The sequence below is a fragment of the Azotobacter bryophylli genome (assembly GCF_042643485.1).
Classification (GTDB): Bacteria; Pseudomonadota; Gammaproteobacteria; order Pseudomonadales; family Pseudomonadaceae; genus Azotobacter; species Azotobacter bryophylli.
Map to the genome: position 1 here is coordinate 1 of NZ_JBHRSJ010000006.1, position 24,392 is coordinate 24,392.

Genomic DNA, 24,392 nt, shown 5'->3' on the forward strand with positions numbered 1-24,392 from the left:
GGCTCGACCGGGGCGGCCGCAGCGCGCGGGGCTTCCGCCGCCGGCGCGGCCCGGGCCGGCAGCGGGCGAGTCGGAGCGGGCGCGACGGGCGCCGGTGCAGGTGCCGCTGGCGCGACCGCCTCCTTCGCCTCGGCGACCGCCTCTTCCAGCGGCGCGGCGACGGGCTTCGCTGCCGGCGCATCGGTGCCGTCGGCGGCCGCGCGGCTCAGGTACAGGCGCCCGAGCAGCTCGTACAGCGTCGGAGACGCGCCGGTTCCGGCGGCCACGCTGACCAAGGCGATCGCGTCGTCCAGGCGCTCGGCGAGGACCAGCTCCTTCACCCGCTTCTTGAACGCCGCGAGATCCTCGACGCCGGCGGCTCCGCCGGCCCCGGTCTGGCCGAGCAGCAGGACCAGCTCCAGACGCCAGAGGATCTGCGGCGAGGCGACGTGGTTCTTCAGGGATTCGCCCAGCAACTCCTGGGCGAGCCCGTGCTGATCGGCATCAGCCAGATGGCGCAGGGCGCCGACCAGGGCCTGGAGCGAGCCGTCGGGGCAGGCCTCGCGCAGGGAAGATTCGAAGACGGCAAAACTGTGGGTGCGAACGATGCCCCACAAACGCTCGACGAGAGGTTTGTGTTCCAAACGGTGTTACCTATGCGTTGATTCGACGTGGTGCGGCGGAAAAAGCCGCGAACTCTACCACAAAGATGCCGCCTGCCCCGCCCCCGATGTGTCGGTCGGCGACCGGCGTCCCGCCTCCCGACCGCCGGCCCCGGGCCGTCGCGCGGATTTTTACGCCGTTTTTATACCGATGCCGATACGATGGCCGCCTGCATGTCTTCCGGGTGGTGCCCTATCGCCGTGACCCTTCGCCCGTTCCTGCCCGCCCTGCTGCTCAGCGCCGGCCTCACCCTGCTCATGCTGCCGTTGCAGACGGACATCGACCTGTCCAACACGGCGCTGCTCTACGTGCTGCTGGTGGTCGTCATCGGCAGCCGCTACGGGCGCGGCCCGGCGATCGCCGCGGCACTGGCCAGCGCCCTGCTCTACGCCCACGTCTTCGTCCCGCCCCTGTTTTCCCTGGCCATCACCGAGCTCCAGTACCTGCTGGCGGCCGGGGTCATGCTGGTGGTGGCCCTGCTGGTCGGCCATCTCACCGCCTCGCTGAAGGCCCACGCCGAACAGGTGCAGGCCCGCGAGGCCCAGGCCCGGGCCCTCTACGATCTGGCCCGGCACCTGACGGCGGCGCAGACCCCGGCGGAGGTGGAAGGCATCACCCGGCACTTTCTGGAAACCGTGCTGCAGGCCCGCGAGGTGCGGATCGTCCCGCAGAGCGCCTTCGCCGAACCGCCGGCGCCGCTCACGCCGGCCCTGCTGCAGGCGGTGCTGGCCGCCCGCCATCCGCTGCTGAGCGCCGGCGCCGGGCCGGACCGTTCGCTGGTGCTGGTGCCCCTGCTGGCCGCCGCCGGCCGCGGCTACCTGCTGGCCTGCGAGATTCCCGGCGCGGCGGCCGGGGCCGGCGCCACCCGGGAGCTCTTGGAAACCGCCTCGTCGGTGGTGCTGGTGGCCCTGGAGCGCACCTACTTCGCCGAGGTCGCCCGGGAGACCGAGATGCGCCGCTCCACCGAATCGCTGCGCAACTCCATCCTCTCGGCGCTATCCCACGACCTGCGCACGCCCCTGACCGTGATGGTCGGCCTGGCCGACACCCTGGGCCTGGGCAAGGCCTCGCCGGAGCGGCAGAAGAGCATGCTGGCGGCGCTGCGCAACGAGGCCCTGTCCATCAACCAGCTGGTCACCAACCTGCTGGACATGGCCCGGCTGCGCTCGGGCGGCATCGAGCTGAACGAGGCCTGGCAACCCATCGAGGAAGTGATCGGGGCGACCCTGCAACAGGTCCGCAGCCACTGGAAGGACCGCGAGGTCACCCTGGACATCCCAGCCGGCCTGCCGCCCCTGCGTTTCGACGCGGTGCTGGTGGAGCGGGTCCTGTGGAACCTGCTGGAGAACGCGATCAAGTACTCGCCGGCCGACACCCCCGTGGAGCTGGTGGTGCGCCGGGTCGGCGAGTGGCTGGACGTGATGGTCTGCGACTGGGGCCCCGGCCTGCCGGCGGAGGGCGGCGAGGAGCTGTTCGGCATGTTCCGCCGCGGGCAGGCGGAATCCAGCATCCCCGGGGTCGGCCTGGGGCTGGCCATCGCCCGCGGCATCGCCGAAGCCCACGGCGGGCAGGTCCTGGCCGAGAACCGCCTGGGCGGCGGCGCCTGCTTCCGCCTGCGCCTGCCCATCGGCAACCCGCCCGCGCTGGAAGAACTGGAGGAAGCAACGTGAGCGAGACCGCCAACATCCTGCTGGTCGAGGACGACCGGCAGATCCGGGAATTCGTCGCCGCCACCCTGGAAGGGGAAGGCTACACCGTGATCGAGACGGGCACGGCGACCCAGGGCGCGGTGGAGGCCGGCGCACGCAAGCCGGACCTGCTGATCCTCGACCTGGGGCTGCCGGATCGGGACGGCGTGGACTTCATCCGCGACTATCGGGCCTGGTCCCGGGTCCCCGTCCTGATCCTCTCGGCGCGCAGCCAGGAGGCCCACAAGGTGGCCGCGCTGGACGCCGGAGGCGACGACTACCTGACCAAGCCCTTCGGCGTCTCCGAGCTGCTGGCCCGAGTCCGTGCACTGCTGCGCCGCAGCCAGCTGGAGCGCGGCCAAGCCGACCCGCTGATCCGCTTCGGTGATTGCCTGATCGACTGCGTGCGGCGCCAGGTGAGCCGCGGCGGCGAGCCCCTGCACCTGACCCAGATCGAGTACCGCCTGCTGATTCTGCTGGCCTCGAACCCGGGCCGGGTGCTGACCCACCGCCAGTTGCTGCTGCAGATCTGGGGCGGCCAGGCGGTGGAGAACCACCAGTACCTGCGGGTCTACGTCGGCCACCTGCGGCAGAAGATCGAGGACAACCCGGCCCAGCCGCGCCACCTGCTGACCGAGATCGGCGTCGGCTACCGCTTCCAGCCCTGCCCCTTCACGCGCCCGTGCGGCCGGCCGCCACCCTGGCCAGCCGCGCCTCCAGCTGGGCGACGTGCCCGGCCTCCTCGTCGGCGAACGCCCGTGCCAGCGTCCCGACCTTGGGATTGCCGGTGTCGGCGGCGATCCCCCGGTAGAACTCCAAGCTGCGCCGTTCCCCGTCGAGGGCTAGCTCCAGGGCGGCGGGCACATCCATGTAGCCGTCCACCCCACCCCAGCCGGCCGCCTCCGGGCTCACGCCGTCGGGCCAGCGGTATTCCCCGGGCGCCAGCTCCGGCGGCGAATGGAAACCGCCGCGGGTCATGGCGTCGTTCAGATGCAATCGCGAGTAGTGCGCCATTTCCCGGAAGAAGTCCGCTACTTCCCGGTCGCCGAGCGTGCGCATGGCCTCCGCCAGTTCCTCGTAGCGGCGCGCCGAGTCCGTCTCCAGCCGGATGGCGTGGGCGAGAAAGCGATGAATGTCGTCCATCCCCTGCCTCCTCAGCCGAACTTGAACAGGATGCCGAACCCGCCGCGGGGCCATTCCCACTCCACGTTGCGGTGTTCGTCGCAGATGATCCGGCAGGTGCCGCATTCCAGGCAGCCGTCGGTGGTCAGCGCCACCTGGCCGCCGGCCTCGCGGCTGTAGCAGCCGGCGGGGCAGCAGACCGTGCACTGCTGGTTGCGGCAGTCGCGGCACAGCCCGGCGTCCTTGATGCGGATATGCGGCCGACCGGCGTCGACCCGGTAGCGGTCCTGGAACAGTTTCTCTTCGATCTTCGACATGGCAGCCCCCTTACTCGACAGCGCGCCAGAACTTGAAGGCATCGCCGATCAGCCCGAGCAGCGAGCGGGAGGCGATGAAGCTCTGCTTGATGGCCTTTTCCTTGCTCTTCTTGTCCACGCCGTCGACCCGGATCAGGGTCTGCGCCGCCTTGGAGAAGATCTCGGGATAGGTGGTGAAGAAATGCTTGTTGTGGTGGAAGATCTCCGGCAGACGCCGGTACTTCTTCAGGTCCTTCATGACGAAGCTGTCGTCCAGCTTCCGCTTGTAGGCGGCCAGGTTGACGGCGCTGAACGGCCGGCCGGCGGCCTTCAGCTCCACCAGGGTCTGCGCCGCCAGCATGCCGGTGGTGATGGCCAGGTTGGAGCCTTCGCGGTGGATGCCGTTGACGAACTGGCCGGCGTCGCCGGCGATCAGCCAGCCGTCGCCGTAGACCTGGGGAATGGCGTTGTAGCCGCCCTCGGGGATCAGGTGCGCGGCGTATTCCTTCATCTCGCTGCCGGCGATCAGCGGCGCGATGGAGGGGTGGGCCTTCATCCGGTCGAGCAACTCGTAGGGGGTGACCTTCTGCTCCTTGAAGTCGGAGAGCATGCAGCCGACGCCCAGGGTGATGGACTCCTTGTTGGTGTAGAGGAAGCCCGTGCCCATCATGCCGGCGCTGATCTTGCCGGCCATCTCGATGACCACGCCCTCGTCCTCGCCGATGTTGAAGCGGGACTCGATGGTTTCCTGGGGCAGGAAGTGGATCTCCTTCACCGCCAGGGCCACGTTCTCGGGCCTGACCTCCGGCTGGAAGCCGGCCTTCACCGCCAGGCGCGAATTCGCCCCGTCGGCGAGGATCACCGCGGCCGCGCGGATCTCGCCGCCCTTGCGGTCGGTGCGCACGCCCACCACCCTGCCGCCTTCCTGCAGCAGCTCGGTCACCGTGGTCTCGCAGATGGTCAGCACCCCGGCCTCGCGGGCCTTATTGTTGAACCACTGGTCGAAGTGGGCGCGGATGATGGTGTAGCGGTTGTAGGGCGGCTTGTTGAAGTCCTCGGAGCGGTAGTGGGTGCCCATGTAGGAAGCGTCGTCCATCACCCAGACCCGCTGCTCGATCAGGTGCCGCTCCAGCGGGGCGTCCTCGCGGAAGTCGGGGACGATCCGCTCGATGGCGTCGGCGTAGAGGATGGCGCCCTGCACGTTCTTCGAGCCGGGGGTCTCGCCCCGCTCGATCTGCAGCACCTTCAGCCCGCCCTTGGCCAGGGTGTAGGCGGCGGCGTTGCCGGCCATGCCGGCGCCGACCACGATCACGTCGAATGTTTCAGCCATGGTGTTCTCCTGTCAGCCGGTCTTTTTCGCTTGGGCCAGATGGGCCTTGAAGGCCTCGGTCAGGGCCGGGAGGATCGCCGTGGCGTTGCCGACGATGCCGTAGTGGGCGAAGTCGAAGATCGGCGCGTTGGGATCGCTGTTGATGGCGACGATCACATCGGCCCCGTCCATCCCCACCCGGTGCTGGATCGCCCCGGAGATACCGGCGGCGATGTAGAGCTTGGGCCGCACGGTCTTGCCGGACTGCCCGACCTGGCGGTCCAGTTCGGCCCAGCCGGCTTGCACCACCGGCCGCGAGGCGCCGACCTCGGCGCCCAGCACCCGGGCCAGGTCCCAGACGTGCTGGAAGTTCTCCTGACTCCGCAGGCCCCGCCCGCCGGCGACGATGATGTCGGCGAACGGCAGGTTGGGCTTGTCGCGGGTGTCGTCGGGGATGAACTCCAGCACCTTGGTGACGATGGAGGTCTCGATCATCGAGAACAGCACCTCGACGATCTCGCCCTGGCGACCGGCGGACGCCTCCGGCATGGCCATCACCCGCGGCCGCACCGTGGCCATCTGCGGCCGGTGACGCTGGGTCATGATGGTGCACAGCAGCGAGCCGCCGAAGGTCGGCCGGGTGGCCGCGAGGTTGCGCGTCTCGATGTCGATGACCAGCTCGGTGCAGTCCGCCACCAGCCCGGTGCCCAGGGTGGTGGCCACCGAGCCGGCCAGATCGCGGCCCAGGGTGGTGGCGCCGAGCATGAGGACTTCCGGCTGGTAGCGGTTCACCAGGTCGGTGAGCGCCTTGGTGTAGGGGTCGTTGCGGTAGTCCCGCAGGACCTCGTCCTGGACCAGGTAGCACTTGTCGGCGCCGTACTGGAAGGCCTCGCCGCAGATGCCCCGGCCGCGTTCGCCGGGGCCGCAGATGACCACGCCGCAGAGCTCCACGCCGAGGGCGTCGGCCAGCTTGCGGCCTTCGCCCAGGAGTTCCCAGGACACCGGATGCACCTCGCCGCGCTCGCTCTCGACGACGACCCAGACATGACGGTAATCGACGAAACGGGGGTCCAGCGCGACCTTCTTCTTGGCCGGCTTTTTCGCTTGTTCGCTCATCTCGTTCTCCTCACACCGCCCGCTTGGCGATTTCCTGTTCCAGCTTCGGGTGCTGGGTGAACAGCTTGGCCAGCAGGGTCACGGCCAGGTTCTTCGGCTCGCTGTCGCGCACCTCGATCATCTCGGCCCGCTTGCTGCGCGGCCGGGGGGCGAAGACCTTGCTCACCACGGTGGGGCTGCCCTTGAGGCCGATCATCTCCACGGCGTCGATGCCGGCGGCCTCGCGGTCCCAGACCTTGAGCTCGTGGCGGGCGGCGCGGAACAGATCGTCCAGATCGCCGAAGCGCATCTCGTTGGTCCCTTCGAGCATGGTGATCAGGCAGGGCGTGGAGGTCTTGATCAGTTGCACGCCGCCCTCGGCCCGGCGCTCCACCTGGATCTCCTTGTTCGCCACGTCCAGATCGACGATCCGGGAGACGTAGGTCAGCAACTGGTAACCCAGCCGCTTGGCGATGCCCGGCCCGACCTGGGCGGTGTCGCCGTCGATGGTCTGCTTGCCGGTGAAGATCAGGTCGACCGGCATGTCCTCCATGATCTTGCGGATGGTGGCGCTGAGCGCATAGGACGTGGCCAGGGTGTCGGAGCCGGCGAAGGCCCGGTCCGACACCAGGATGGCGTCGTCCGCCCCGAAGGACAGGCACTTGCGCAGCGCCGCCTCAGCCATGGGCGGCCCCATACAGACGACGGTGACCGTGCCGCCGAACTGGTCCTTGAGGCGCAGCGCCTCTTCCAGGGCGAACAGGTCGTAGGGGTTGACGATCGCCGGAACTCCCTGGCGCATGATGGTGTTGGTGACCGGGTGCACCCGGATCTGGGCCGAGTCCGGCACCTGCTTGATGCAGACGACGCTGTGCATGCTTGGCGCTCCGAAAACGGGGGATCAGACGGCCTGGTAGCGCGGAACGCTCTTGTCGATGACGATGCAGTCGACCGGGCAGTTGGCCACGCACTGGGCGTCGTCGAAATGACCGACGCATTCGGTGCACAGGTCCGCCTTGATGGCGAACACGCCGCCTTTTTCATAAATGGCGTCGTTGGGGCATTCGGGTTCGCAGGCGGCGCAGGCGGTGCATTGGGAACCGTCGATTTTGTAAGCCATGATCAAATCTCCTGAATATCGGCTAACGGGACGGATATGAATTTGCAACGCCTGTGCCACCGCCTTTTTTGGACGATTTTTATATAAAAACAATATAAAAAGCCTTATTAATCAATAAGTTGTTCGTTGTTGTCTTTATACTAGGAACAACCCATAAAACGCTTTTGGTCATCTTCGCGCCAGATCGGCCGCGAACTTTCCCCGGCCCTCCGGATATGGCGGAAAGAGGGGCGAAAACAGTTTTCGAAGTTCGAAGTTTCGAATGCGGAAAAGGGGCAAATAAAGAAAAGCCGGGCCGGCGCCGGGGGGAGAAAACCCGAAGGCGGAATCGGGCAGGCGGAAACGGCCTACTCGCCCTGCCAGCACCGCATCTGCTCGTGCAGCTGCTGGCTGCGCTCCCGGCCGACGGTCTTCAGCTCGAAGGCGGCGAAGTCGCGCTGCATGGCGTCCAGTTGGTCGGGACGGAGGATCTGCAGGGCCAGGGGGAAGAGCTCCGCGTTCTCCTTGGCGATGTGCCGCTCGGTGAACTCGACGTATTGCCGGGTGGCGGCGGCGAAGGCTTCGCCGTCGAAGACCGGCTCGACCGCCTGGCGCAGGGCGCGCAGCAGGAAGCTGCCCTGCTGGTGTTCGACCGAAAGTTCGCCGATCAGCTCGCAGCCCTGTTCCACGCAGCTCCGTCGCAGGGCCGGGAACAGCAGCCCCTCCTCCTTGCCGTGATGGCACTGGTCGACGAAGTCCCACAGGAAGTCCAGCAGCGCGCCGATGTCCGCGCCGCTCGCGGTGCCCAGCCGCGCCCGGTTGGCCATGCGCTGGAGGATCTTGAGAATGCAAGCGATCGCCTGGTGTTCGCTGCGCAGCACATCGATGGCCTGACTCATGGAGGGCTCCCGTGACGACTGGGCGGCCCGCAGGACGGTCCGCCCGACTCCTCTCAGCCTAGCGCAGGACGCGGAACCGAGACGCCCGTCCGGGCGCGTCACTCCGGCCGCAGGATCAGCACCCCGAGCGGCGGCAGGTTGAGCGTCAGGGTATGCGGCTGGCCGTGGCTGGAGAGGTCGTCGGCGATCACCCCGCCGGCGTTGCCGACGTTGGAGCCGGCGTAGAACTCGGCGTCGCTGTTGAGCACTTCCAGCCACTGCCCGCCGCTGGGCACGCCGATGCGGTAGCCGTGGCGCACCACCGGGGTGAAGTTGGCGACCACCATGAGCGGGTAGCCGGTGGGGCTCCAGCGCAGCCAGGCGAACACGCTGTTGTGCCGGTCGTCGCCGACCAGCCACTGGAAGCCGGCCGGCACGCAGTCCTGCACGTGCAGGGCCGGCTCCTGGCGGTAGAGCCGGTTGAGATCCTTGACCAGGCGCTGCAGGCCCTGGTGGTCGCCGTAGTTGAGCAGGTACCAGTCCAGCTCGTGGTCGTGGCTCCACTCCCGCCACTGGCCGAACTCGCCACCCATGAACAGCAGCTTCTTGCCCGGCATGGTCCACATGAACGACAGGTAGGCGCGCAGGTTGGCGAACTTCTGCCAGCGGTCGCCGGGCATCTTGTCGATCAGCGAGCGCTTGCCGTGCACCACCTCGTCGTGGGAAAGCGGCAGGATGAAGCGTTCGGAGAAGGCGTAGATCAGGCCGAAGGTCATCAGGTCGTGGTGGTGGCGGCGGTGGATCGGGTCCTGGCCCATGTACTTCAGGGTGTCGTGCATCCAGCCCATGTTCCACTTGTAGTCGAAGCCGAGGCCGCCCTCGGCGACGGGCTTGCTGACCCCCGGCCAGGCGGTGGACTCCTCGGCGATGACCAGCGCGCCCGGCGCCTCGGTCTTGACCACGTCGTTCAGGTGGCGGAGGAACTCGATGGACTCCAGGTTCTCGCGCCCGCCGTGGCGGTTGGGAATCCATTCGCCGGCGTTGCGCGAGTAGTCGCGGTAGAGCATCGAGGCGACCGCGTCGACGCGCAGGCCGTCGACATGGAACTCGCGCAGCCAGTGCAGCGCCGAGGCGATCATGAAGCCGTGCACCTCGGTGCGGCCGAGGTTGTAGATGAAGGTGTCCCAGTCCTGGTGGAGGCCCTCGAAGGGATGGGCGTACTCGTACAGGGCGGTGCCGTCGAAGCGGGCGAGGCCGTGGGCGTCGGTGGGAAAGTGCGCCGGCACCCAGTCGAGGATCACCCCGATGCCGGCCTGGTGGCAGGCGTCGACGAAGGCGGCGAAGTCCTCCCGCGAGCCGTAGCGGGCGCTGGGGGCGAACTGCGAGAGCGGCTGGTAGCCCCAGGAGCCGCCGAACGGGTGTTCCATGATCGGCAGCAGCTCGATGTGGGTGAAGCCGGTCTCGATCACGTAGGGGATCAGCCGTTCGGCCAGTTGCCGCCAGTTCAGCAGTGCCCCGCCCTCGCCGCCTTCCCGGCGCCAGGAGCCGACGTGCAGCTCGTAGATGGCCAGCGGCGCGTCCGCGCCCTGGCGGGCGGCGCGCTGCTGCAGCCAGGTGTCGTCCTGCCAGTCGTGCGCCAGGGGGCTGGCGACCCTGGAGGCGGTATTCGGCGGCGCCTCGGTGGCCAGGGCCACCGGGTCGGCCTTCAGCGGCAGGATGCCGTGCTGGCCGAGCAGCTCGTACTTGTAAGGCTCGCCCGGCGCCAGACGCGGGATGAAGAGCTCCCAGACCCCGGCCGGATGGCGCAGGCGCATGGGATGGCGGCGGCCGTCCCAGCCGTTGAAGGGGCCGACCACCGAGACCCGTCGGGCGTTCGGCGCCCACACCGCGAAGCGCACGCCCGCCACGCCCTCCATCGTCAGGCACTGGGCGCCGAAGACCTGGCCCAGGTTGCGGTGGTTGCCCTCGGCGAACAGGTAGAGATCCATCTCGCCGAGCAGCTGGCCGAAGCTGTAGGGGTCCTCGGTGACCTGCTCGCCTTCCGCCCAGCGGATCCGCAGCAGGTACGGCTGCTGCCGTTCCAGGCGCTGGACGAACAGGCCCGGCACGCGGCTGGGTTCCATGTCCGCCAGCTTCCCGCCGGCCCGGTCGAGCAGGTCGACGGCCACCGCGTGGGGCAGATAGACCCGCACGATCGCCCCCTCGCCGTCGGCATGGGGACCGAGGATGGCGAAGGGATCGGCGTGCTCGCCGCGGATCAGCGCATCCACGTCGTCCTCGCCGGGCAGCAGGGCGTCGCCCGGGTAGGTCTGGGGCATAGAGGCACTCATGGCAGGTCTCCGTCGATCAACTGGTGCGTCAGCTTCACCAAACCCTGCAGCGGCACGTTCAGCCAGGCCGGCCGGTGTTCGGCTTCGTAGGCGATCTCGTAGGCGGTCTTCTCCAGGCTGAACAGCGCCAGCGCCGCCTCCTCGCCGTCCTCGCCCCAGGCGTGGCCGATGCCCGCCGCCGCCTCGCGGTAGGCACCGAGGAAGGCCTTGCGCGCGTTGTATTGGTACAGCGCGGCGATGCGCTGGCGGGCCAGGTGGGATTCGGGGGAGCTGTCGGCGCTCTGCGCGTTGCGCACGGCCATGACCATCGCGTAGCTGATCGAGCGCAGGATGCCGGTCACGTCCTTGTACGGGCTGAGCTTGTCGCGCCGCTCGGCCAGCGGCCGCGACGGCTCGCCCTCGAAGTCGATGAGGTAGGCGTCGCCCTGCACCACCAGCACCTGCCCCAGGTGCAGGTCGCCGTGCACGCGGAAGCGCAGGCCGCCGATGCAGCGCCGGGCCAGCTCGGGCACCTGCGCGAGCAGGGCGTCGCGCTCCTGCAGCAGGTCCCCGAGTGCCTTGCGGTCGGCCTCCTCCAGGTCGGCCTGGCGCTGCTCGAGGATCTGCAGCGCACGCTCCAGCTGCGCGCCGATGCTGCCGGCCCAGCGCTCGGCATCCTCGGCGCCGGTCGGCAGGCTGGCGAAGTCCGGGTCGTCGGTCGGCGCGGCCAGGGTCTGGTGCATCTCGCCGAGGCGCTGGCCGAGCCGGGCGGCGAAGCGCTCCAGCTCCTTGAGCGCGCTGTACTGGTTCTCCAGGCTCGACTCGCCGCCGGCCAGCTCGTCGCGGATGGCGCGGTCGAGGGTGTTCTGCGTCCACTCCCAGGCGTCGCCCTGGTTCTCCAGGTAGCGCTGCAGCATCATCAGCACCGTGCCCCGGCCCTCGGCGTCCACCCGGCAGACCTCGCCGAGCACCAGGGCGATGTGGTTGAAACCGTGCAGGGTCAGGTACAGGCCCATCTCCAGTTCCGGGTGCACGCCGGGAATGACCCGGCGGATCAGCTTGAGCACCATGACGTTGCCGATCACCACCGAGCTGTTCGACTGCTCGGCCGACAGGTAGCGCACCTCCGCGTCCGCCGGCAGGTTGATCTCCGCCAGCGGGGGCGTCGGCACGAAGCGCAGCTCGCCCTGCTCCAGGGGCAGCACGCGGCGTTCGCACAGGGCCGGGATCAGCGCGCGGACGAAGCCCTCGAGGGTGAAGCCGTCGGTCAGCAATCCCACCCGCCGGCCGCGCCGCACCCGGGCCAGGGCCAGCTGCTGGGGCAGGACGTTGCCGAACTCCTCCTCCGGCAGGAAGCCCAGCGGCAGCTGGTAGCGCTGGCGGTTGCCCTCCGGGCCGACCTCGATCTCGCAGAACAGCACCGGCCGCGGCGTGGTGGGAAAGGCCAGGGTGTAGACGATGTGCAGGTTCTCCAGCGGGGTGTCCTTGGCGAACCAGCGGCGCTTGGGCAGGTAGGCCGGCAGCGCCTCCTTTTCCAAGATGCGCCGGTTGAGGGGTTCGAGCAGGTTGTCCAGGCGCTTGATCACCAGGGTGCGGAACTCGGGCATGGTCTCCACCGGCTTGTGGTGCCAGCTCGGCATCTGCGCGGCGGAAGCCAGCAGGAACCAGCAGAAGCCGTAGGGCGGCAGGGTCAGCAGATAGGGCAACTGGCCGATCGGCGGAAAGGCGCTGCCGCCGGTCATCTCCACCGGCACCATGCCGGCGTAGGAAGACAGGTCCAGCTCCACCGCCTGGGCCGAGCGCGAGACGTTGGCGACGCAGAGGATGGTCTCGCCGGCGCTGTCGGCGTGGTACTCGCGCAGGTAGGCGAAGACCCGCCGGTTGGCCGGCGCCAGCAGCTTCAGGACGCCGCGGCCGAAGGCCTTCTGCTGCTTGCGCACGGCGAGCATGCGCCGGGTCCAGTTGAGCAGCGAATAGCTGTCGCGCTGCTGGGCCTCGACGTTGACGCTCTGGAAGCCGTACAGCGGGTCCATGATCGCCGGCAGCACCAGGCCGGCCGGGTCGGCGCGGGAGAAGCCGCCGTTGCGGTCGTTGCTCCACTGCATCGGCGTGCGCACGCCGTCGCGGTCGCCCAGGTAGATGTTGTCGCCCATGCCGATCTCGTCGCCGTAGTAGATCACCGGCGTGCCGGGCATCGACAGCAACAGGCTGTTGAGCAGCTCGATGCGCCGCCGGTCGCGCTCCAGAAGCGGCGCCAGGCGCCGGCGTATCCCCAGGTTGATCCGCGCCCGGCGGTCGGCGGCGTAGTAGTTCCACAGGTAGTCGCGCTCGCGGTCGGTGACCATCTCCAGGGTCAGCTCGTCGTGGTTGCGCAGGAAGATCGCCCACTGGCAGTCGGCCGGGATCTCCGGGGTCTGGCGCAGGATGTCGGTCATCGGGAAGCGGTCTTCCTGGGCCAGGGCCATGTACATGCGCGGCATCAGCGGGAAGTGGAAGGCCATGTGGCATTCGTCGCCCCTGCCCTCCGGGGTGCCGCCGAAATACGGCTGGGTGTCCTCCGGCCACTGGTTGGCCTCGGCCAGCAGCATGCGGTCCGGGTAGTGGGCGTCGAGTTCGGCGCGGATGCGCTTGAGCACCGCGTGGGTCTCGGGCAGGTTCTCGTTGTTGGTGCCGTCGCGCTCGATCAGGTAGGGAATGGCGTCCAGGCGCAGGCCGTCGACGCCCATGTCCAGCCAGTAGCGCATGATCCGCAGCACCGCCTTCATCACCTGCGGGTTGTCGAAGTTCAGGTCCGGCTGGTGCGCGTAGAAGCGGTGCCAGTAGAACTGCCCGGCCACCGGGTCCCAGGTCCAGTTGGACTTCTCGGTGTCGAGGAAGATGATCCGGGTGTCCGGGTACTTTTCGTCGCTGTCCGACCAGACGTAGAAGTTGCGCGCCGCCGAGCCCTTCTTCGCCTTGCGCGCCCGCTGGAACCAGGGGTGCTGGTCCGAGGTGTGGTTGATGACCAGTTCGGTGATCACCCGCAGCCCGCGCTTGTGCGCCTCGCCGAGGAAGCGGCGGGCATCGGCCAGGTTGCCGTAGTCGGAATGGATGCCGCGGTACTCAGCGATGTCGTAGCCGTCGTCGCGGCGCGGTGAGGGGTAGAACGGCAGCAGCCAGATGGTGTTGACGCCCAGGTCGGCGATGTAGTCGAGCTTGGCGGTGAGCCCGGGGAAGTCGCCGATGCCGTCGTTGTTGGAGTCGAAGAACGACTTGACGTGCACCTGGTAGATCACCGCGTCCTTGTACCAGAGCGGATCCTCGATGAAGGCGGCGGACGGGGTCGGTTGGGCCATGATTCTCTCGTCTGTGGAAACGATGCACGGGGTTGTCCGGCGGCGGATCTCGGCGCGTCCGCTCACCCGGGCGGCGTCAGCCTCCAGATGCCGAAGGGCAGGTAGTCGGGGTCCAGGCGGGTCCACTGGACCTTGCCGTGCCAGGTCCAGCGATGGCCGTTCATCAGATCCTCGCCGTGCATGGCGGCGTGGTCGGGCAGGCCAAACTCCCACAGCGGCAGCTCGAAGTTGCCCTCCTGGGGGTGCCAGGGGTCGAGGTTGATCGCCACCAGGACGAAGTTGGACAGATCCGCCGTGCGCTTGCCGAACAGCAGGATGTTGTCGTTCCAGACGTTGTAGAGCTCGAGGCCCAGGTGGGTCTGCAGCGCCAGGTTGTAGCGGCGGATGCGGTTGAGCTGGGCGATCTCGGCGACGATGTTGCCCGGTGCCTGGTAGTCGCGCGGGCGGATCTCGTACTTCTCCGAGTCCAGGTACTCCTCCCGGCCCGGCAGCGCCGCCGACTCGCACAGCTCGAAGCCCGAGTACATGCCCCACAGCCCCGAGCCCATGGTCGCCAGGGCGGCGCGGATGAGGAAGCCGGCGCGCCCGGAGTGCTGCAGGAAAAAGGGGTTGATGTCCGGGGTGTTGACGAAGAAGTGGGGGCGGATGCAGTGCCGGGCCGGCGCCTGGTTGAGCTCGGCGAAGTAGCTGGCCAGCTCTTCCTTGGTGTTGCGCCAGGTGAAGTAGGTGTAGCTCTGGGAGAAGCCGAGCTTGCCCAGGCGCAGCATCATCGACGGGCGGGTGAAGGCCTCGGAGAGGAAGATCACCTCCGGGTGCCGGCCGCGCACGTCGCCGATCAGCCACTCCCAGAACGGCAGCGGCTTGGTGTGCGGGTTGTCGACGCGGAAGATCTTCACCCCCTCGGCCACCCAGCCCAGCACCACGTCGCGCAGGGCCACCCACAGGTCGGGGATGGCGTCCGCGGCGTAGAAGTCGACGTTGACGATGTCCTGGTACTTCTTCGGCGGGTTCTCCGCGTAGCGGATGCTGCCGTCCGGGCGCCAGGAGAACCAGCCCGGATGCTGCTGCAGCCAGGGATGGTCCTGGGAGCACTGCACGGCGAAGTCCAGGGCGATCTCCAGCTCGTACTCGCCGGCGGCGGCGACCAGTGCGCGGAAATCCTCGCGGCTGCCGAGCTGCGGGTGGATGGCCTCGTGGCCGCCCTCCTCGCTGCCGATGGCGTAGGGGCTGCCGGGATCGTCCGGCCCGGGCTCCAGACTATTGTTGCGGCCCTTGCGGAAGCGCTTGCCGATCGGGTGGATCGGCGGGAAATAGAGCACGTCGAAGCCCATGTCGTGGATCGCCGGCAGGCGTGCGATGACGTCGCGGAAGGTGCCGTGGCGGTGCGGCTCGTCGGTCTGCGAACGCGGGAAGAGCTCGTACCAGCTGGCGAACTGGGCCAGCTCGCGCTCCACCTCCAGCGGATAGGCGAGGCTGTGGCAGCGGTGCGGGCGCGGGTCGGCGGCGGCCATCGCGGCCGACGCCTCGCCGCTCAGCAGCAGGCTCACCGCCTCGGTGTGCGAAACGCTGTCCAGCCGGTCGAGCAGGTCGTCCAGCAGGGCGCGGACCTCGCCCTGGCTGCGCTCGCTGGCCTGCTGCAGCAGCAGACGCCCCTCCTGCAGCTCGAGGGTGAGGATCATGCCGGAGGCGTGCTTCTTCTGCAGGTCGTGCCGGTAGCTGGCATAGACGTCCCACCAGGCCTCGACCACGAACAGGTGGCGGGCCACCCGCAGCGGGGTGAACTCTGCCTGCCAGCGGTCGTTGCCGACGAACTTCATGCGCAGGCGGTGCCAGCCGGCCTCGCCGTCCGCCCGCCAGTACAACGCGGCGGCCAGCTGGTCGTGGCCGTCGGTGAAGATGGTGCTGGTGACCGTCACCGGCTGGCCGGCGATCGCCTTGACCGCGAAGCGGCCGTTGTCGATCACCGGCTCGGTGTCCTCGATGGCGATGCGCGGCAGCTCCAGCGCTTCGTCCAGGCTCGGCCGATGGTTCTCGCAATGCACGCCGGGCTGGCGCAAGTCCTGGGACCAGGTGTCGGGCATCGGCTCATTCCTCAAGGCTTCGCAGAACGGGCTCACCGTCTCGCCGACGCGGACTGGCCGCCCGGCGAGGGCACGAGGACGATCGGTACTTGGCGCCGCGCGCCTTTCCCGGCCATGCTGATTCCGAGACAGGAGGGCCGGAAAAGTTCAGTGGCGAAGCACGCATCCGCTCGTCCCGCGGCCCGTCGCCGCGGGAACCCCGCCGGCGTACCGGCCTCCTATAAACGATAATCCGTGCATCGCGGTCTTGCTTGGCCGACCGCCGTAACGAACCGCCAGGAGTGCGAGATGAACCAGCGATCCGACATTCCCCAGCCCGACCCGGTGGTCTGGAACCATCCGGGGGACTTCCCGCAGCAGCCGGAATACGAGCCGCCCGAAGAGATCAAGTACACCCCGCCGAACGACGGCAAGCTGACCCACACCACCGAGGAAGAAACGGACAAGTAGGCGGGCTCAGCCAGCCTTCTTGGTCGTGCGCCGCCCCGCCGCCCCCTTCGCGCCGCCCCGGCCGGAAGCGGCGCCGTGCGGAGCTGCGGCCTTCTCGCCGGCCTTGGGCCGCAGGCTGCGCCTGAGCAGTTCGGTCAGGTCGATCACCTCGGCGCCGGGCGCCTCGACCTCCTCCTCCGCGCCGACCTCCTCGATCTTGCCGGCCTCGGCCTTCTGCTCCACCAGGCGCATGATCTGGGCCTGGAAGCTGTCGTGATAGCGCTGCGGGTCCCAGTCCTCGCTCATGCCCTCGACCAGGCGCACGGCCATGTCCCGCTCGCGCTCGCTGAGCTCGGGTTCGAGGACTTCCGGCTTCAGCTCCAGGGAGTCGACCCCGCTGACGTCGTCGGCCCAGCGCAGGGTGTCCAGCACCAGCGCGCCGTCCAGCGGCATGATCACCGCCAGGTGCTGCTTGCTGCGCAGGACCACGTTGGCCACGGCGACCTTGCCGGTGGCGGTCAGGGCTTCGCGCAGCAGCCCGTAGACCTTCTCGCCGCGCTTGTCCGGCAGCAGGTAGTACGGCGTGTCCAGGTAGAGGAAGGGGATCTTCTCCGCATCGACGAAGGAGAGGATGTCCACCGTCTGGGTCGCCTTGGGATGCGCGGCGCGGATCTCCTCGTCGCTGAGCACCACGTAGCGGCCCTTCTCGTACTGCACGCCCTTGACGATGTCCCTGGCCTCCAGCTCCTCGCCGGTCACCTTGTTGACCCGCTTGTAGCCGACCGGGTCCATGCTGCGTCGGTCCAGCCAGTCGAAGTCGATTGCGCTGCTGCTGCGGGTCGCGGGCACTACCGCCACGGGGATGTGCACCAGACCGAAACTGACCGCGCCCTTCCAGATCGTGCGTGGCATGGCCTGCCTCCTTGGTGGGTGGGAAGCTGTCTGCGGTGGACCGGCGTCCTGGCGAAAAAGTTCGAGCGGAGCCGGGCCCGAGCCTTGGCGCCGGAAATACACTGTCAAACTCTGTGGGTTGGCAGCCCGCTCCCCTTTGTTATGATCACGCTATCGAAATACGGAAACTGTTCCAGTAAGGAGCGTGTCATGCACGAACAGAACTACGCACTCAGATCCGCGCAAGCCGAACAGCTGGAGGTAAGCCGCGTCCTGCGCAACACCTACGGCCTGCTGGCGCTCACCCTCGCCTTCAGCGGCCTGGTGGCCTTCGCGGCCCAGCAGATGAAGGTGGCCTATCCGAACGTCTTCGTCGTGCTGATCGGCTTCTACGGCCTGTTCTTCCTCACCGTGAAGCTGCGCGACTCGGCCTGGGGCCTGGTCTCCACCTTCGCCCTGACCGGTTTCATGGGCTACACCCTGGGCCCGATCCTCGACCGCTACCTGGGCATGGCCAACGGCGGCGAAGTGGTGTCCGCGGCCTTCGCCATGACCGCCGTGGTGTTCGGCGGCCTGTCCGCCTACGTGCTGACCACCCGCAAGGACATGAGCTTCCTCAGCGGCTTCGTCACCGTCGGCTTCTTCGTCCTGCTCGCCGCCACACTGGCCGCCCTGTTCTTCCAGATCAGCGGCCTGCAACTGGCGATCAGTGCCGGCTTCGTGCTGTTCTCCTCGGCCTGCATCCTGATGCAGACCAGCGCGATCATCCACGGCGGCGAACGCAACTACATCATGGCGACGATCAGCCTGTACGTGTCCATCTACAACCTGTTCGTCAGCCTGCTGCAGATCTTCGGCGTGGTGAGCTCCGACGACTGACGGACGCTCCCTCCGCCGGTACGAAAGCCCGCTCGCTGCGGGCTTTCGCTTTTCTGGCGTATCATTTCTACTTTCTCTTCTTCTTGCGGCCACGCGTCATGAAATTCGCCATCGCCCTCTTCTCGCCTCCCCACGCGCCGTCCTCGCGGCGGGCGCTGCGCTTCGCCGAAGCCGTGCTCGCCGGCGGCCACGAGATCAACCGGCTGTTCTTCTACCAGGACGGCGTGCACAACGCTTCGGGCGGGGTCGTCACGCCCCAGGACGAGGCGGATCTGCCCGCCCAGTGGCGCGCCTTCGTCGCGAACCACCGGCTGGATGCCGTGGTCTGCATCGCCGCCGCCCTGCGCCGCGGCGAGCTGAACGAGGAAGAAGCGAAGCGCTACGGCCGCACGGCGGTCAGCGTCGCGCCGCCGTGGGAGCTGTCCGGACTCGGCCAGCTGCACGAGGCAGCCCAGCAGGCCGACCGTCTGGTCTGCTTCGGAGGTGCCTGAGATGGCCAAGTCGATGCTCCTCATCAGCCGCCAGAGCCCCTGGGGCGGCCCCGGCGCCCGCGAGGCGCTGGACATCGCCCTGGCCGGCGGCGCCTACGAACTGCCGATCGGCATCCTGTTCCTCGATGACGGCGTATTCCAGCTGGTGCCCAAGCAGCAGCCCGCCGCCATCGAGCAGAAGGACCTCGGCGCCAACCTCCAGGCCCTCCCGCTGTTCGGCGTGGAAGACCTCTACGTCTGCCGCCAGAGCCTGCGTCTGCGCAGCCTCGACGGCCAGCCCCTGAGCCTGCCGGTCACTCTGCTGGAAGGACCGGAGCTGGCGAATCTCCTCGACCGTTACGACCTGGTGATCACGCTCTGATGGCTACCCTGCATCTGCTTTCCCAATCGCCGTTCGCCAGCCGCCTGGACAGCGTCCTGCGCCTGCTCGGCCCCCACGACGGCCTGCTGCTCTGCGGCGACGCCTGCCATGCCCTGCAACCCGGCAGCGCGCCGCAGCAGGAACTGGAGCGCCTGCCCGACTCGATCAAGCTGTATGCCCTCGCGGAAGACGTGGCCGCGCGCCAGGTCGGGCTCCCCGAACGGGTGAAGACGGTGGACTACCCCGGCTTCGTCGAGCTGTGCACCCATTACGCCAAGGTCAACGGCTGGCTATGAGCGACCTGAACGTCGCCGGCCGCCGCCTGCCCCTGGACAAGGACGGCTACCTGATCGAGCTGCAGGACTGGTCCGAGACCGTCGCCGAAGCCCTGGCCGCACGCGAGGAGCTGGAGCTGAGCGCCGAGCACTGGGAAATCCTCCGTCTGCTGCGCACCTTCTACGCAGAGTTCCAGCTGTCGCCGGCGACCCGTCCGCTGATCAAGTACGTCGCCCAGCAGCTCGGCCCGGAGAAAGGCAACAGCCTGCACCTGAACCGCCTGTTCAAGGGCACCCCCGCCAAACTGGCCGCCAAGTTGGCCGGCCTGCCGAAACCGACGAATTGCCTATGACCACCGTTACGGAACACCCTTTCGCCCAGTTCGTCCGCATCCTCGGCAAGGGCAAGCGCGGCGCGCGCGGCCTGACCCGGGAGGAAGCCCGCGAGGCCATGGGCATGCTGCTCGACGGCAAGACCGAGGACACCCAGCTCGGCGCCTTTCTCATGCTGCTGCGGCACAAGGAGGAAAGCCCCGAGGAGCTGGCCGGCTTCACCGAAGCCGTGCGCGCCCGGCTGCATCCTCCGGCCGGCCTGAACCTCGACCTGGACTGGCCGAGCTACGCCGGCAAGAAGCGCCACCTGCCCTGGTACCTGCTGGCGGTCAAATGCCTGGCCCAGCACGGCGTGCGCATCCTCCTGCACGGCGGCGGTGCGCACACCGCCGGACGGCTCTACACCGAGCAGCTGCTCGACCGGCTAGGCGTTCCCCTGTGTAAGGACTGGGCGCAGGTGGAGCAGGCCCTCGCGGCCGGCAACCTGGCCTTCATTCCGCTCGGCGCCTGGATGCCGCGGCTGCAGCGGATGATCGACCTGCGCAACACCCTCGGCCTGCGCTCGCCGATCCACTCCCTGGCGCGTCTGCTCAACCCGCTCGGCGCGCGCTGCAGCCTGCAGAGCATCTTCCATCCCGGCTACCAGGCGGTGCACCGCGAGGCCAGCCGGCTGCTCGGCGACAACGCCATCGTGATCAAGGGCGACGGCGGCGAGATCGAGATCAACCCGGACGCCACCAGCCATCTCTACGGCACGGCCGACGGCGCGAGCTGGGACGAGGAATGGCCGGCCCTGGCGCCGCAGCGCCACGTCAAGCCGGAGTCCCTCGACCCGGATTGGCTGCAGGCCTTCTGGCGCGGCGAAGTCGACGACGACTACGGCCGGCTGGCCGTGCTGGCGACCATGGCCCTGGCCCTGCGCGCCCTCGGCACGCCCCGCGAGGAGGCCATGGTCCGCGCGCAACGCTACTGGGACGAGCGCGACCGATCGAAATGATCGATGGTTACGACCCGAGCTTTGCGCCTTTTCGCTGAGCGAGGCCCGCTACACTGACCTCTCCGCATCGCTACGGGAGGCATCATGGGCCTGCTCATCGAAGGCCGCTGGCACGACCAGTGGTACGACACCTCGAAGGACGGCCGCTTCCGGCGCGAACAGGCCCAGCGGCGCAACTGGATCACTCCCGACGGCAGCCCCGGCCCCGGCGACACCGGAGGCTTCGCCGCCGAAACCGGACGCTATCATCTGTACGTGTCGCTGGCCTGCCCCTGGGCCCATCGCACCCTGATTCTGCGCAGGCTGAAAGGCCTGGAGGCGCTGATCGGGGTCTCCGTGGTGGGCTGGCTGATGGGCGAGCACGGCTGGACCTTCGATCCGCAATACGGCTCCACGGGCGACGCCCTGGATGGCTTCGATTACCTGCACCAGCGCTACACCGCCGACGATCCGGCCTATACCGGCCGCGTCACAGTGCCGCTGCTGTGGGACCGGCAGTTGGAGCGCATCGTCAACAACGAATCGGCGGAGATCATCCGCATGCTCAACTCGGCCTTCGACGGCCTGACCGGCTCGCGCCTGGATTTCTATCCCGCGCCCCTGCGCGGAGAGATCGACGCGCTGAACGCGCGCATCTATCCGAACGTCAACAACGGCGTGTACCGCGCCGGCTTCGCCACCACCCAGGCCGCCTACGAGGAGGCCTTCGACCGGCTGTTCGCCGAGCTGGACGTGCTGGAAACCCTGCTGGGCGAACGGCGCTACCTGGCCGGCGAGTACCTGACCGAGGCCGACTGGCGCCTGTTCACCACCCTGATCCGCTTCGATGCCGTCTATCACGGACACTTCAAGTGCAACCTGCGGCGCATCGTCGACTATCCGAACCTGTCCGGCTGGCTGCGCGAGCTGTACCAATGGCCGGGCGTGGCCGGGACCGTGAATTTCACCCACATCAAGAGCCATTACTACGCCAGCCACCGGACCATCAATCCCACCGGCATCGTCCCCAAGGGGCCGGCCCTGGATCTGGACCGCCCCCACGACCGGGCGCACCTGCCGGGACGGGGCGTCTGGGAAAGACCGGGCGCCTATAGGGGCGAATCCGTTCGCCCTGCGCAGCGAAGCCCCGGCCCCTAGCGGCCCTGAGCCCCCTCGAACCAGGCCAGCTTGTCCCGCAGCTGCACCACTTCGCCGACGATCAGGAGCGTCGGCGCCGCGACCTTCTCCTGTTCCACCCGCCCGGGCAGCTCGGCCAGGGTCGAGGTGATCACCCGCTGCTGCGGGGTGGTGCCCTGCTGGATCAGCGCCACCGGCGTGTCGGCCGCCCGGCCGTGCTCGATCAGCTTGGCGCAGATCACCGGCAGGCCGACCAGGCCCATGTACACCACCAGGGTCTGCGCCGGCGCCACCAGGTCCTTCCAGGGCAGATCGAAACTGCCGTCCTTGAGGTGGCCGGTGACGAAGCGCACCGATTGCGCGTAGTCGCGGTGGGTCAACGGAATTCCGGCATAGGCGGCGCAACCGCTGGCCGCGGTAATGCCCGGCACCACCTGGAAGGGGACGCCGTGGGCGGCCAGCTCCTCGATTTCCTCGCCGCCGCGGCCGAAGATGAAGGGATCGCCGCCCTTGAGGCGCACCACCCGCTTGCCCTGCCGGGCCAGCTCCACCAGCAGCCGGTTGATCTCCTCCTGGGGCACGGCGTGATGGGCGCGGCGCTTGCCGACGTAGACGCGCTCGGCATCGCGCCGGCACAGATCGATGATGGCCGGCGCCACCAGGCGGTCGTAGAGCACCACGTCGGCCTGCTGCATCAGGCGCAGGGCGCGGAAGGTCAGCAGATCCGGATCGCCCGGCCCCGCGCCGACCAGATAGACCTCGCCCAAGGTGCGGGGCGCCGCCCCGGCGAGCTTGTCCTCGAGCAACCGCTCGGCCTCGCCGGCCTGCCCGGCCAGCATCCGTTCGGCGATCGGCCCCTGGAACACCTCCTCCCAGAACACCCGGCGCTGCTGCACGTCGGGCAGGAGTTCCTTGACCCGGGCGCGGAACCGCTTCGCCAGACCGGCCAGCTGGCCGTAGGCCGACGGAATCCAGGTCTCCAGCCGTGCGCGGATCAGCCGTGCCAGCACCGGCGCGTCGCTGCCGCTGGAGACGGCGACCAGCAGCGGCGAGCGGTCGACGATGGCCGGGAAGATCACGCTGCACAGGGCCGGCGCATCCACCACGTTGACCGGCACGCCGCCGTCCTGGGCATCCCGGGAAACCTCGGCGTTCAATGCCTGATCGTCGGTGGCGGCGATGGCCAGCACGCAGCCGGCCAGATCCGCCGGCTGGTAGCCGCGCGCCAGGCACTGCCCGCCGCCCTGCTCCGCCAGCTCGGCCAGCTCCGGTCCGATCTGCGGCGCGACCACCCGCAGCACGGCGCCGGCCTCGATCAGCAGACGCGCCTTGCGCAGGGCGACCTCGCCGCCGCCGACCAGCAGCACACGGCGACCCTTGAGGTTATGGAACAGCGGAAGGTAATCCATGGCACGACTCTCGACGGGTGAAACGAAACGGGGTGGCCGGAGCCACCCCGTATGGAACTGCTGACGCGATCAGCCGATGACTTCGATTCCGCCCATGTAGGGCTTCAGCGCATCCGGCACGCGGATCGAGCCGTCGACCTGCTGGTAGTTCTCCAGCACCGCCACCAGGGTCCGGCCGACCGCCAGGCCCGAGCCGTTGAGAGTATGGACCAGCTCCGGCTTGCCGGTTTCCGGGTTGCGCCAGCGCGCCTGCATGCGCCGCGCCTGGAAGTCGCCGCAGTTGGAGCAGGAGGAGATTTCCCGGTACTTGTCCTGGCTGGGAATCCAGACCTCCAGGTCGTAGGTCTTGGTGGCGCCGAAACCCATGTCGCCGGTGCACAGCGCCAGCACCCGGTACGGCAGCTCCAGCCGCTGCAGCACCGCTTCGGCGTTGGCGGTCAGCTCCTCCAGCGCTTCGTAGGACTTAGCGGGCTCGACGATGCGCACCATCTCCACCTTGTCGAACTGGTGCTGGCGAATCATGCCGCGGGTGTCGCGCCCGGAGGCGCCGGCCTCGCTGCGGAAGCACGGGGTGTGGGCGACGAACTTCAGCGGCAGCTGCTTGGCGTCGAGGATCTCACCGCTGACGATGTTGGTCAGCGAGACTTCGGCGGTGGGGATCAGGTAGAGATCCGCCTCGCTCTCGCGGCGGATCTTGAACAGATCCTCCTCGAACTTGGGCAGCTGGCCGGTGCCCTGCAACGCGCCGGCCTGCACCAGATAGGGGGTGTAGGCCTCCTCGTAGCCGTGCTCGCCGGTGTGCAGGTCGAGCATGAACTGGGCCAGGGCGCGATGCAGCCGGGCGATGGGGCCGCGCATCAGGGCGAAGCGAGCGCCGGAGAGCTTGGCGGCGGTCTCGAAATCCAGCCAGCCGTGCTGCTCGCCGAGGGCGACGTGGTCCTTGATCTCGAAATCGAAGCTGCGCGGGGTACCCCAGCGGCGCACCTCGACGTTGTTCTCTTCATCGGCGCCGACCGGCACCGACTCGTGGGGCAGGTTGGGGATGCCCAGCATCAGGGCGTCCAGCTCGGCCTGGATCGCCTCCAGCTCGCGCTTGCCGTTCTCCAGGTCGCTGCCCAGCTGGTTGACCTCGGCCATCAGCGGGGCGATGTCCTCGCCGCGCTGCTTGGCCTGACCGATCGCCTTGGAGCGGGTGTTGCGTTCGTTCTGCAGCTGCTCGGTGCGGGTCTGCACGGTCTTGCGCTGGGCTTCCAGCGCCTCGATACGCGCCACGTCCAGTTGATAGCCGCGGGTCGCCAGGCGATCGGCGACTTCCTGCAGCTGGGTACGTATCAGTTTCGGATCGAGCATGTCGGTT

Annotated in this window: 22 protein-coding genes and 2 pseudogenes; 10 read left to right on the forward strand and 14 right to left on the reverse strand. The window is 68.6% G+C overall.

Annotated features, from left to right (window positions below; genetic code table 11):
• A pseudogene (locus ACFOJE_RS03580) lies at positions 1-623 on the reverse strand (hypothetical protein); the annotation flags it as partial.
• 219 nt (positions 624-842) lie between these two features.
• Between ACFOJE_RS03580 and ACFOJE_RS03585 the strand changes: the two are divergent.
• Together ACFOJE_RS03585 and ACFOJE_RS03590 are read left to right on the forward strand one after the other, a co-directional pair.
• The gene (locus ACFOJE_RS03585) at positions 843-2,312 is read left to right on the forward strand and encodes a DUF4118 domain-containing protein (RefSeq protein WP_377812897.1); all 1,470 of its coding nucleotides are present in this window, start codon (positions 843-845) and stop codon (positions 2,310-2,312) included.
• A pseudogene (locus ACFOJE_RS03590) lies at positions 2,309-2,995 on the forward strand (response regulator); the annotation flags it as partial. The gene ACFOJE_RS03585 and the pseudogene ACFOJE_RS03590, both read left to right, overlap by 4 nt.
• A gap of 7 nt (positions 2,996-3,002) precedes the next feature.
• Here ACFOJE_RS03590 and ACFOJE_RS03595 read toward each other — a convergent pair.
• The 10 genes from ACFOJE_RS03595 to ACFOJE_RS03640 form a co-directional block, all read right to left on the reverse strand.
• Positions 3,003-3,473, reverse strand: a complete 471-nt coding sequence (locus tag ACFOJE_RS03595; RefSeq protein WP_377812898.1) for a ferritin-like domain-containing protein — start codon at positions 3,471-3,473, stop codon at positions 3,003-3,005.
• A gap of 11 nt (positions 3,474-3,484) precedes the next feature.
• On the reverse strand, positions 3,485-3,769 hold the full coding sequence (locus ACFOJE_RS03600; protein ID WP_377812899.1) for a ferredoxin family protein: 285 nt from the start codon (positions 3,767-3,769) through the stop codon (positions 3,485-3,487).
• Between the two features lie 10 nt (positions 3,770-3,779).
• Positions 3,780-5,078 (reverse strand): FAD-dependent oxidoreductase, encoded by a 1,299-nt coding sequence (locus ACFOJE_RS03605; protein ID WP_377812900.1) that lies wholly within the window; start codon positions 5,076-5,078, stop codon positions 3,780-3,782.
• Positions 5,079-5,090: 12 nt separating this feature from the next.
• Complete coding sequence (locus ACFOJE_RS03610) at positions 5,091-6,173, reverse strand: electron transfer flavoprotein subunit alpha/FixB family protein (RefSeq protein WP_377812901.1); 1,083 nt, start codon at positions 6,171-6,173, stop codon at positions 5,091-5,093.
• 10 nt (positions 6,174-6,183) lie between these two features.
• Positions 6,184-7,029, reverse strand: coding sequence for an electron transfer flavoprotein subunit beta/FixA family protein (locus ACFOJE_RS03615; RefSeq protein ID WP_377812902.1), 846 nt, complete (start codon positions 7,027-7,029; stop codon positions 6,184-6,186).
• A gap of 24 nt (positions 7,030-7,053) precedes the next feature.
• Entirely contained in the window at positions 7,054-7,272 is a 219-nt protein-coding gene (locus ACFOJE_RS03620; protein WP_377812903.1) for a 4Fe-4S binding protein, read from the reverse strand.
• 347 nt (positions 7,273-7,619) lie between these two features.
• Positions 7,620-8,150 carry a hemerythrin domain-containing protein gene (locus ACFOJE_RS03625; protein WP_377812904.1) on the reverse strand — a complete coding sequence of 177 codons (531 nt, stop codon included), beginning with the start codon at positions 8,148-8,150 and terminating at the stop codon, positions 7,620-7,622.
• Positions 8,151-8,248: 98 nt separating this feature from the next.
• A complete protein-coding gene (glgB, locus tag ACFOJE_RS03630; protein ID WP_377812905.1) occupies positions 8,249-10,459 on the reverse strand; it encodes a 1,4-alpha-glucan branching protein GlgB in 2,211 nt (736 codons plus the stop codon).
• Entirely contained in the window at positions 10,456-13,773 is a 3,318-nt protein-coding gene (treS, locus tag ACFOJE_RS03635) for a maltose alpha-D-glucosyltransferase (protein ID WP_377812906.1), read from the reverse strand. Before treS ends, glgB begins: the two co-directional genes overlap by 4 nt.
• A gap of 62 nt (positions 13,774-13,835) precedes the next feature.
• The gene (locus tag ACFOJE_RS03640) at positions 13,836-15,854 is read right to left on the reverse strand and encodes an alpha-1,4-glucan--maltose-1-phosphate maltosyltransferase (protein WP_377812907.1); all 2,019 of its coding nucleotides are present in this window, start codon (positions 15,852-15,854) and stop codon (positions 13,836-13,838) included.
• Between the two features lie 288 nt (positions 15,855-16,142).
• Between ACFOJE_RS03640 and ACFOJE_RS03645 the strand changes: the two genes are divergently transcribed.
• Positions 16,143-16,304: a hypothetical protein gene (locus tag ACFOJE_RS03645; protein WP_377812908.1), complete on the forward strand. Its 162-nt coding sequence runs from the start codon at positions 16,143-16,145 to the stop codon at positions 16,302-16,304.
• A 6-nt stretch (positions 16,305-16,310) separates the two neighbouring features.
• Here ACFOJE_RS03645 and ku read toward each other — a convergent pair whose 3' ends face one another.
• Complete coding sequence (ku, locus tag ACFOJE_RS03650) at positions 16,311-17,195, reverse strand: non-homologous end joining protein Ku (protein WP_377812909.1); 885 nt, start codon at positions 17,193-17,195, stop codon at positions 16,311-16,313.
• Positions 17,196-17,384: 189 nt separating this feature from the next.
• On the opposite strand from ku, the gene ACFOJE_RS03655 reads away from it, so the two are divergent.
• The 7 genes from ACFOJE_RS03655 (at position 17,385) to ACFOJE_RS03685 (ending at position 21,647) form a co-directional block, all read left to right on the forward strand.
• Complete coding sequence (locus ACFOJE_RS03655; RefSeq protein WP_377812910.1) at positions 17,385-18,053, forward strand: Bax inhibitor-1/YccA family protein; 669 nt, start codon at positions 17,385-17,387, stop codon at positions 18,051-18,053.
• A gap of 98 nt (positions 18,054-18,151) precedes the next feature.
• A complete protein-coding gene (tusD, locus tag ACFOJE_RS03660) occupies positions 18,152-18,544 on the forward strand; it encodes a sulfurtransferase complex subunit TusD (protein WP_377812911.1) in 393 nt (130 codons plus the stop codon).
• Position 18,545: 1 nt separating this feature from the next.
• Entirely contained in the window at positions 18,546-18,905 is a 360-nt protein-coding gene (gene tusC / locus ACFOJE_RS03665; RefSeq protein ID WP_377812912.1) for a sulfurtransferase complex subunit TusC, read from the forward strand.
• On the forward strand, positions 18,905-19,201 hold the full coding sequence (tusB, locus tag ACFOJE_RS03670; protein WP_377812913.1) for a sulfurtransferase complex subunit TusB: 297 nt from the start codon (positions 18,905-18,907) through the stop codon (positions 19,199-19,201). The genes tusC and tusB overlap by 1 nt, the downstream gene beginning before the upstream one ends.
• Positions 19,198-19,533 carry a TusE/DsrC/DsvC family sulfur relay protein gene (locus tag ACFOJE_RS03675; RefSeq protein WP_377812914.1) on the forward strand — a complete coding sequence of 112 codons (336 nt, stop codon included), beginning with the start codon at positions 19,198-19,200 and terminating at the stop codon, positions 19,531-19,533. Before tusB ends, ACFOJE_RS03675 begins: the two co-directional genes overlap by 4 nt.
• Positions 19,530-20,510, forward strand: coding sequence for a glycosyl transferase family protein (locus tag ACFOJE_RS03680; protein ID WP_377812915.1), 981 nt, complete (start codon positions 19,530-19,532; stop codon positions 20,508-20,510). The genes ACFOJE_RS03675 and ACFOJE_RS03680 overlap by 4 nt, the downstream gene beginning before the upstream one ends.
• A gap of 84 nt (positions 20,511-20,594) precedes the next feature.
• Entirely contained in the window at positions 20,595-21,647 is a 1,053-nt protein-coding gene (locus ACFOJE_RS03685; protein ID WP_377812916.1) for a glutathione S-transferase family protein, read from the forward strand.
• Here ACFOJE_RS03685 and cysG read toward each other — a convergent pair.
• Complete coding sequence (gene cysG, locus ACFOJE_RS03690) at positions 21,644-23,035, reverse strand: siroheme synthase CysG (protein ID WP_377812917.1); 1,392 nt, start codon at positions 23,033-23,035, stop codon at positions 21,644-21,646. The genes ACFOJE_RS03685 and cysG overlap by 4 nt on opposite strands.
• A 69-nt stretch (positions 23,036-23,104) precedes the next feature.
• The gene (gene serS / locus ACFOJE_RS03695; protein ID WP_377812918.1) at positions 23,105-24,385 is read right to left on the reverse strand and encodes a serine--tRNA ligase; all 1,281 of its coding nucleotides are present in this window, start codon (positions 24,383-24,385) and stop codon (positions 23,105-23,107) included.
• Between the last annotated feature and the right edge of the window lie 7 nt (positions 24,386-24,392).

What these genes read in the sequence shown, in the direction of transcription:
- ACFOJE_RS03595 (WP_377812898.1), bottom strand. Translation starts at nt 3,473, where the DNA reads ATGGACGACATTCATCGCTTTCTCGCCCACGCCATCCGGCTGGAGACG.
- ACFOJE_RS03600 (WP_377812899.1), bottom strand. Translation starts at nt 3,769, where the DNA reads ATGTCGAAGATCGAAGAGAAACTGTTCCAGGACCGCTACCGGGTCGAC.
- ACFOJE_RS03605 (WP_377812900.1), bottom strand. Translation starts at nt 5,078, where the DNA reads ATGGCTGAAACATTCGACGTGATCGTGGTCGGCGCCGGCATGGCCGGC.
- ACFOJE_RS03610 (WP_377812901.1), bottom strand. Translation starts at nt 6,173, where the DNA reads ATGAGCGAACAAGCGAAAAAGCCGGCCAAGAAGAAGGTCGCGCTGGAC.
- ACFOJE_RS03615 (WP_377812902.1), bottom strand. Translation starts at nt 7,029, where the DNA reads ATGCACAGCGTCGTCTGCATCAAGCAGGTGCCGGACTCGGCCCAGATC.
- ACFOJE_RS03620 (WP_377812903.1), bottom strand. Translation starts at nt 7,272, where the DNA reads ATGGCTTACAAAATCGACGGTTCCCAATGCACCGCCTGCGCCGCCTGC.
- ACFOJE_RS03625 (WP_377812904.1), bottom strand. Translation starts at nt 8,150, where the DNA reads ATGAGTCAGGCCATCGATGTGCTGCGCAGCGAACACCAGGCGATCGCT.
- glgB (WP_377812905.1), bottom strand. Translation starts at nt 10,459, where the DNA reads ATGAGTGCCTCTATGCCCCAGACCTACCCGGGCGACGCCCTGCTGCCC.
- treS (WP_377812906.1), bottom strand. Translation starts at nt 13,773, where the DNA reads ATGGCCCAACCGACCCCGTCCGCCGCCTTCATCGAGGATCCGCTCTGG.
- ACFOJE_RS03640 (WP_377812907.1), bottom strand. Translation starts at nt 15,854, where the DNA reads ATGCCCGACACCTGGTCCCAGGACTTGCGCCAGCCCGGCGTGCATTGC.
- ACFOJE_RS03645 (WP_377812908.1), top strand. Translation starts at nt 16,143, where the DNA reads ATGAACCAGCGATCCGACATTCCCCAGCCCGACCCGGTGGTCTGGAAC.
- ku (WP_377812909.1), bottom strand. Translation starts at nt 17,195, where the DNA reads ATGCCACGCACGATCTGGAAGGGCGCGGTCAGTTTCGGTCTGGTGCAC.
- ACFOJE_RS03655 (WP_377812910.1), top strand. Translation starts at nt 17,385, where the DNA reads ATGCACGAACAGAACTACGCACTCAGATCCGCGCAAGCCGAACAGCTG.
- tusD (WP_377812911.1), top strand. Translation starts at nt 18,152, where the DNA reads ATGAAATTCGCCATCGCCCTCTTCTCGCCTCCCCACGCGCCGTCCTCG.
- tusC (WP_377812912.1), top strand. Translation starts at nt 18,546, where the DNA reads ATGGCCAAGTCGATGCTCCTCATCAGCCGCCAGAGCCCCTGGGGCGGC.
- tusB (WP_377812913.1), top strand. Translation starts at nt 18,905, where the DNA reads ATGGCTACCCTGCATCTGCTTTCCCAATCGCCGTTCGCCAGCCGCCTG.
- ACFOJE_RS03675 (WP_377812914.1), top strand. Translation starts at nt 19,198, where the DNA reads ATGAGCGACCTGAACGTCGCCGGCCGCCGCCTGCCCCTGGACAAGGAC.
- ACFOJE_RS03680 (WP_377812915.1), top strand. Translation starts at nt 19,530, where the DNA reads ATGACCACCGTTACGGAACACCCTTTCGCCCAGTTCGTCCGCATCCTC.
- ACFOJE_RS03685 (WP_377812916.1), top strand. Translation starts at nt 20,595, where the DNA reads ATGGGCCTGCTCATCGAAGGCCGCTGGCACGACCAGTGGTACGACACC.
- cysG (WP_377812917.1), bottom strand. Translation starts at nt 23,035, where the DNA reads ATGGATTACCTTCCGCTGTTCCATAACCTCAAGGGTCGCCGTGTGCTG.
- serS (WP_377812918.1), bottom strand. Translation starts at nt 24,385, where the DNA reads ATGCTCGATCCGAAACTGATACGTACCCAGCTGCAGGAAGTCGCCGAT.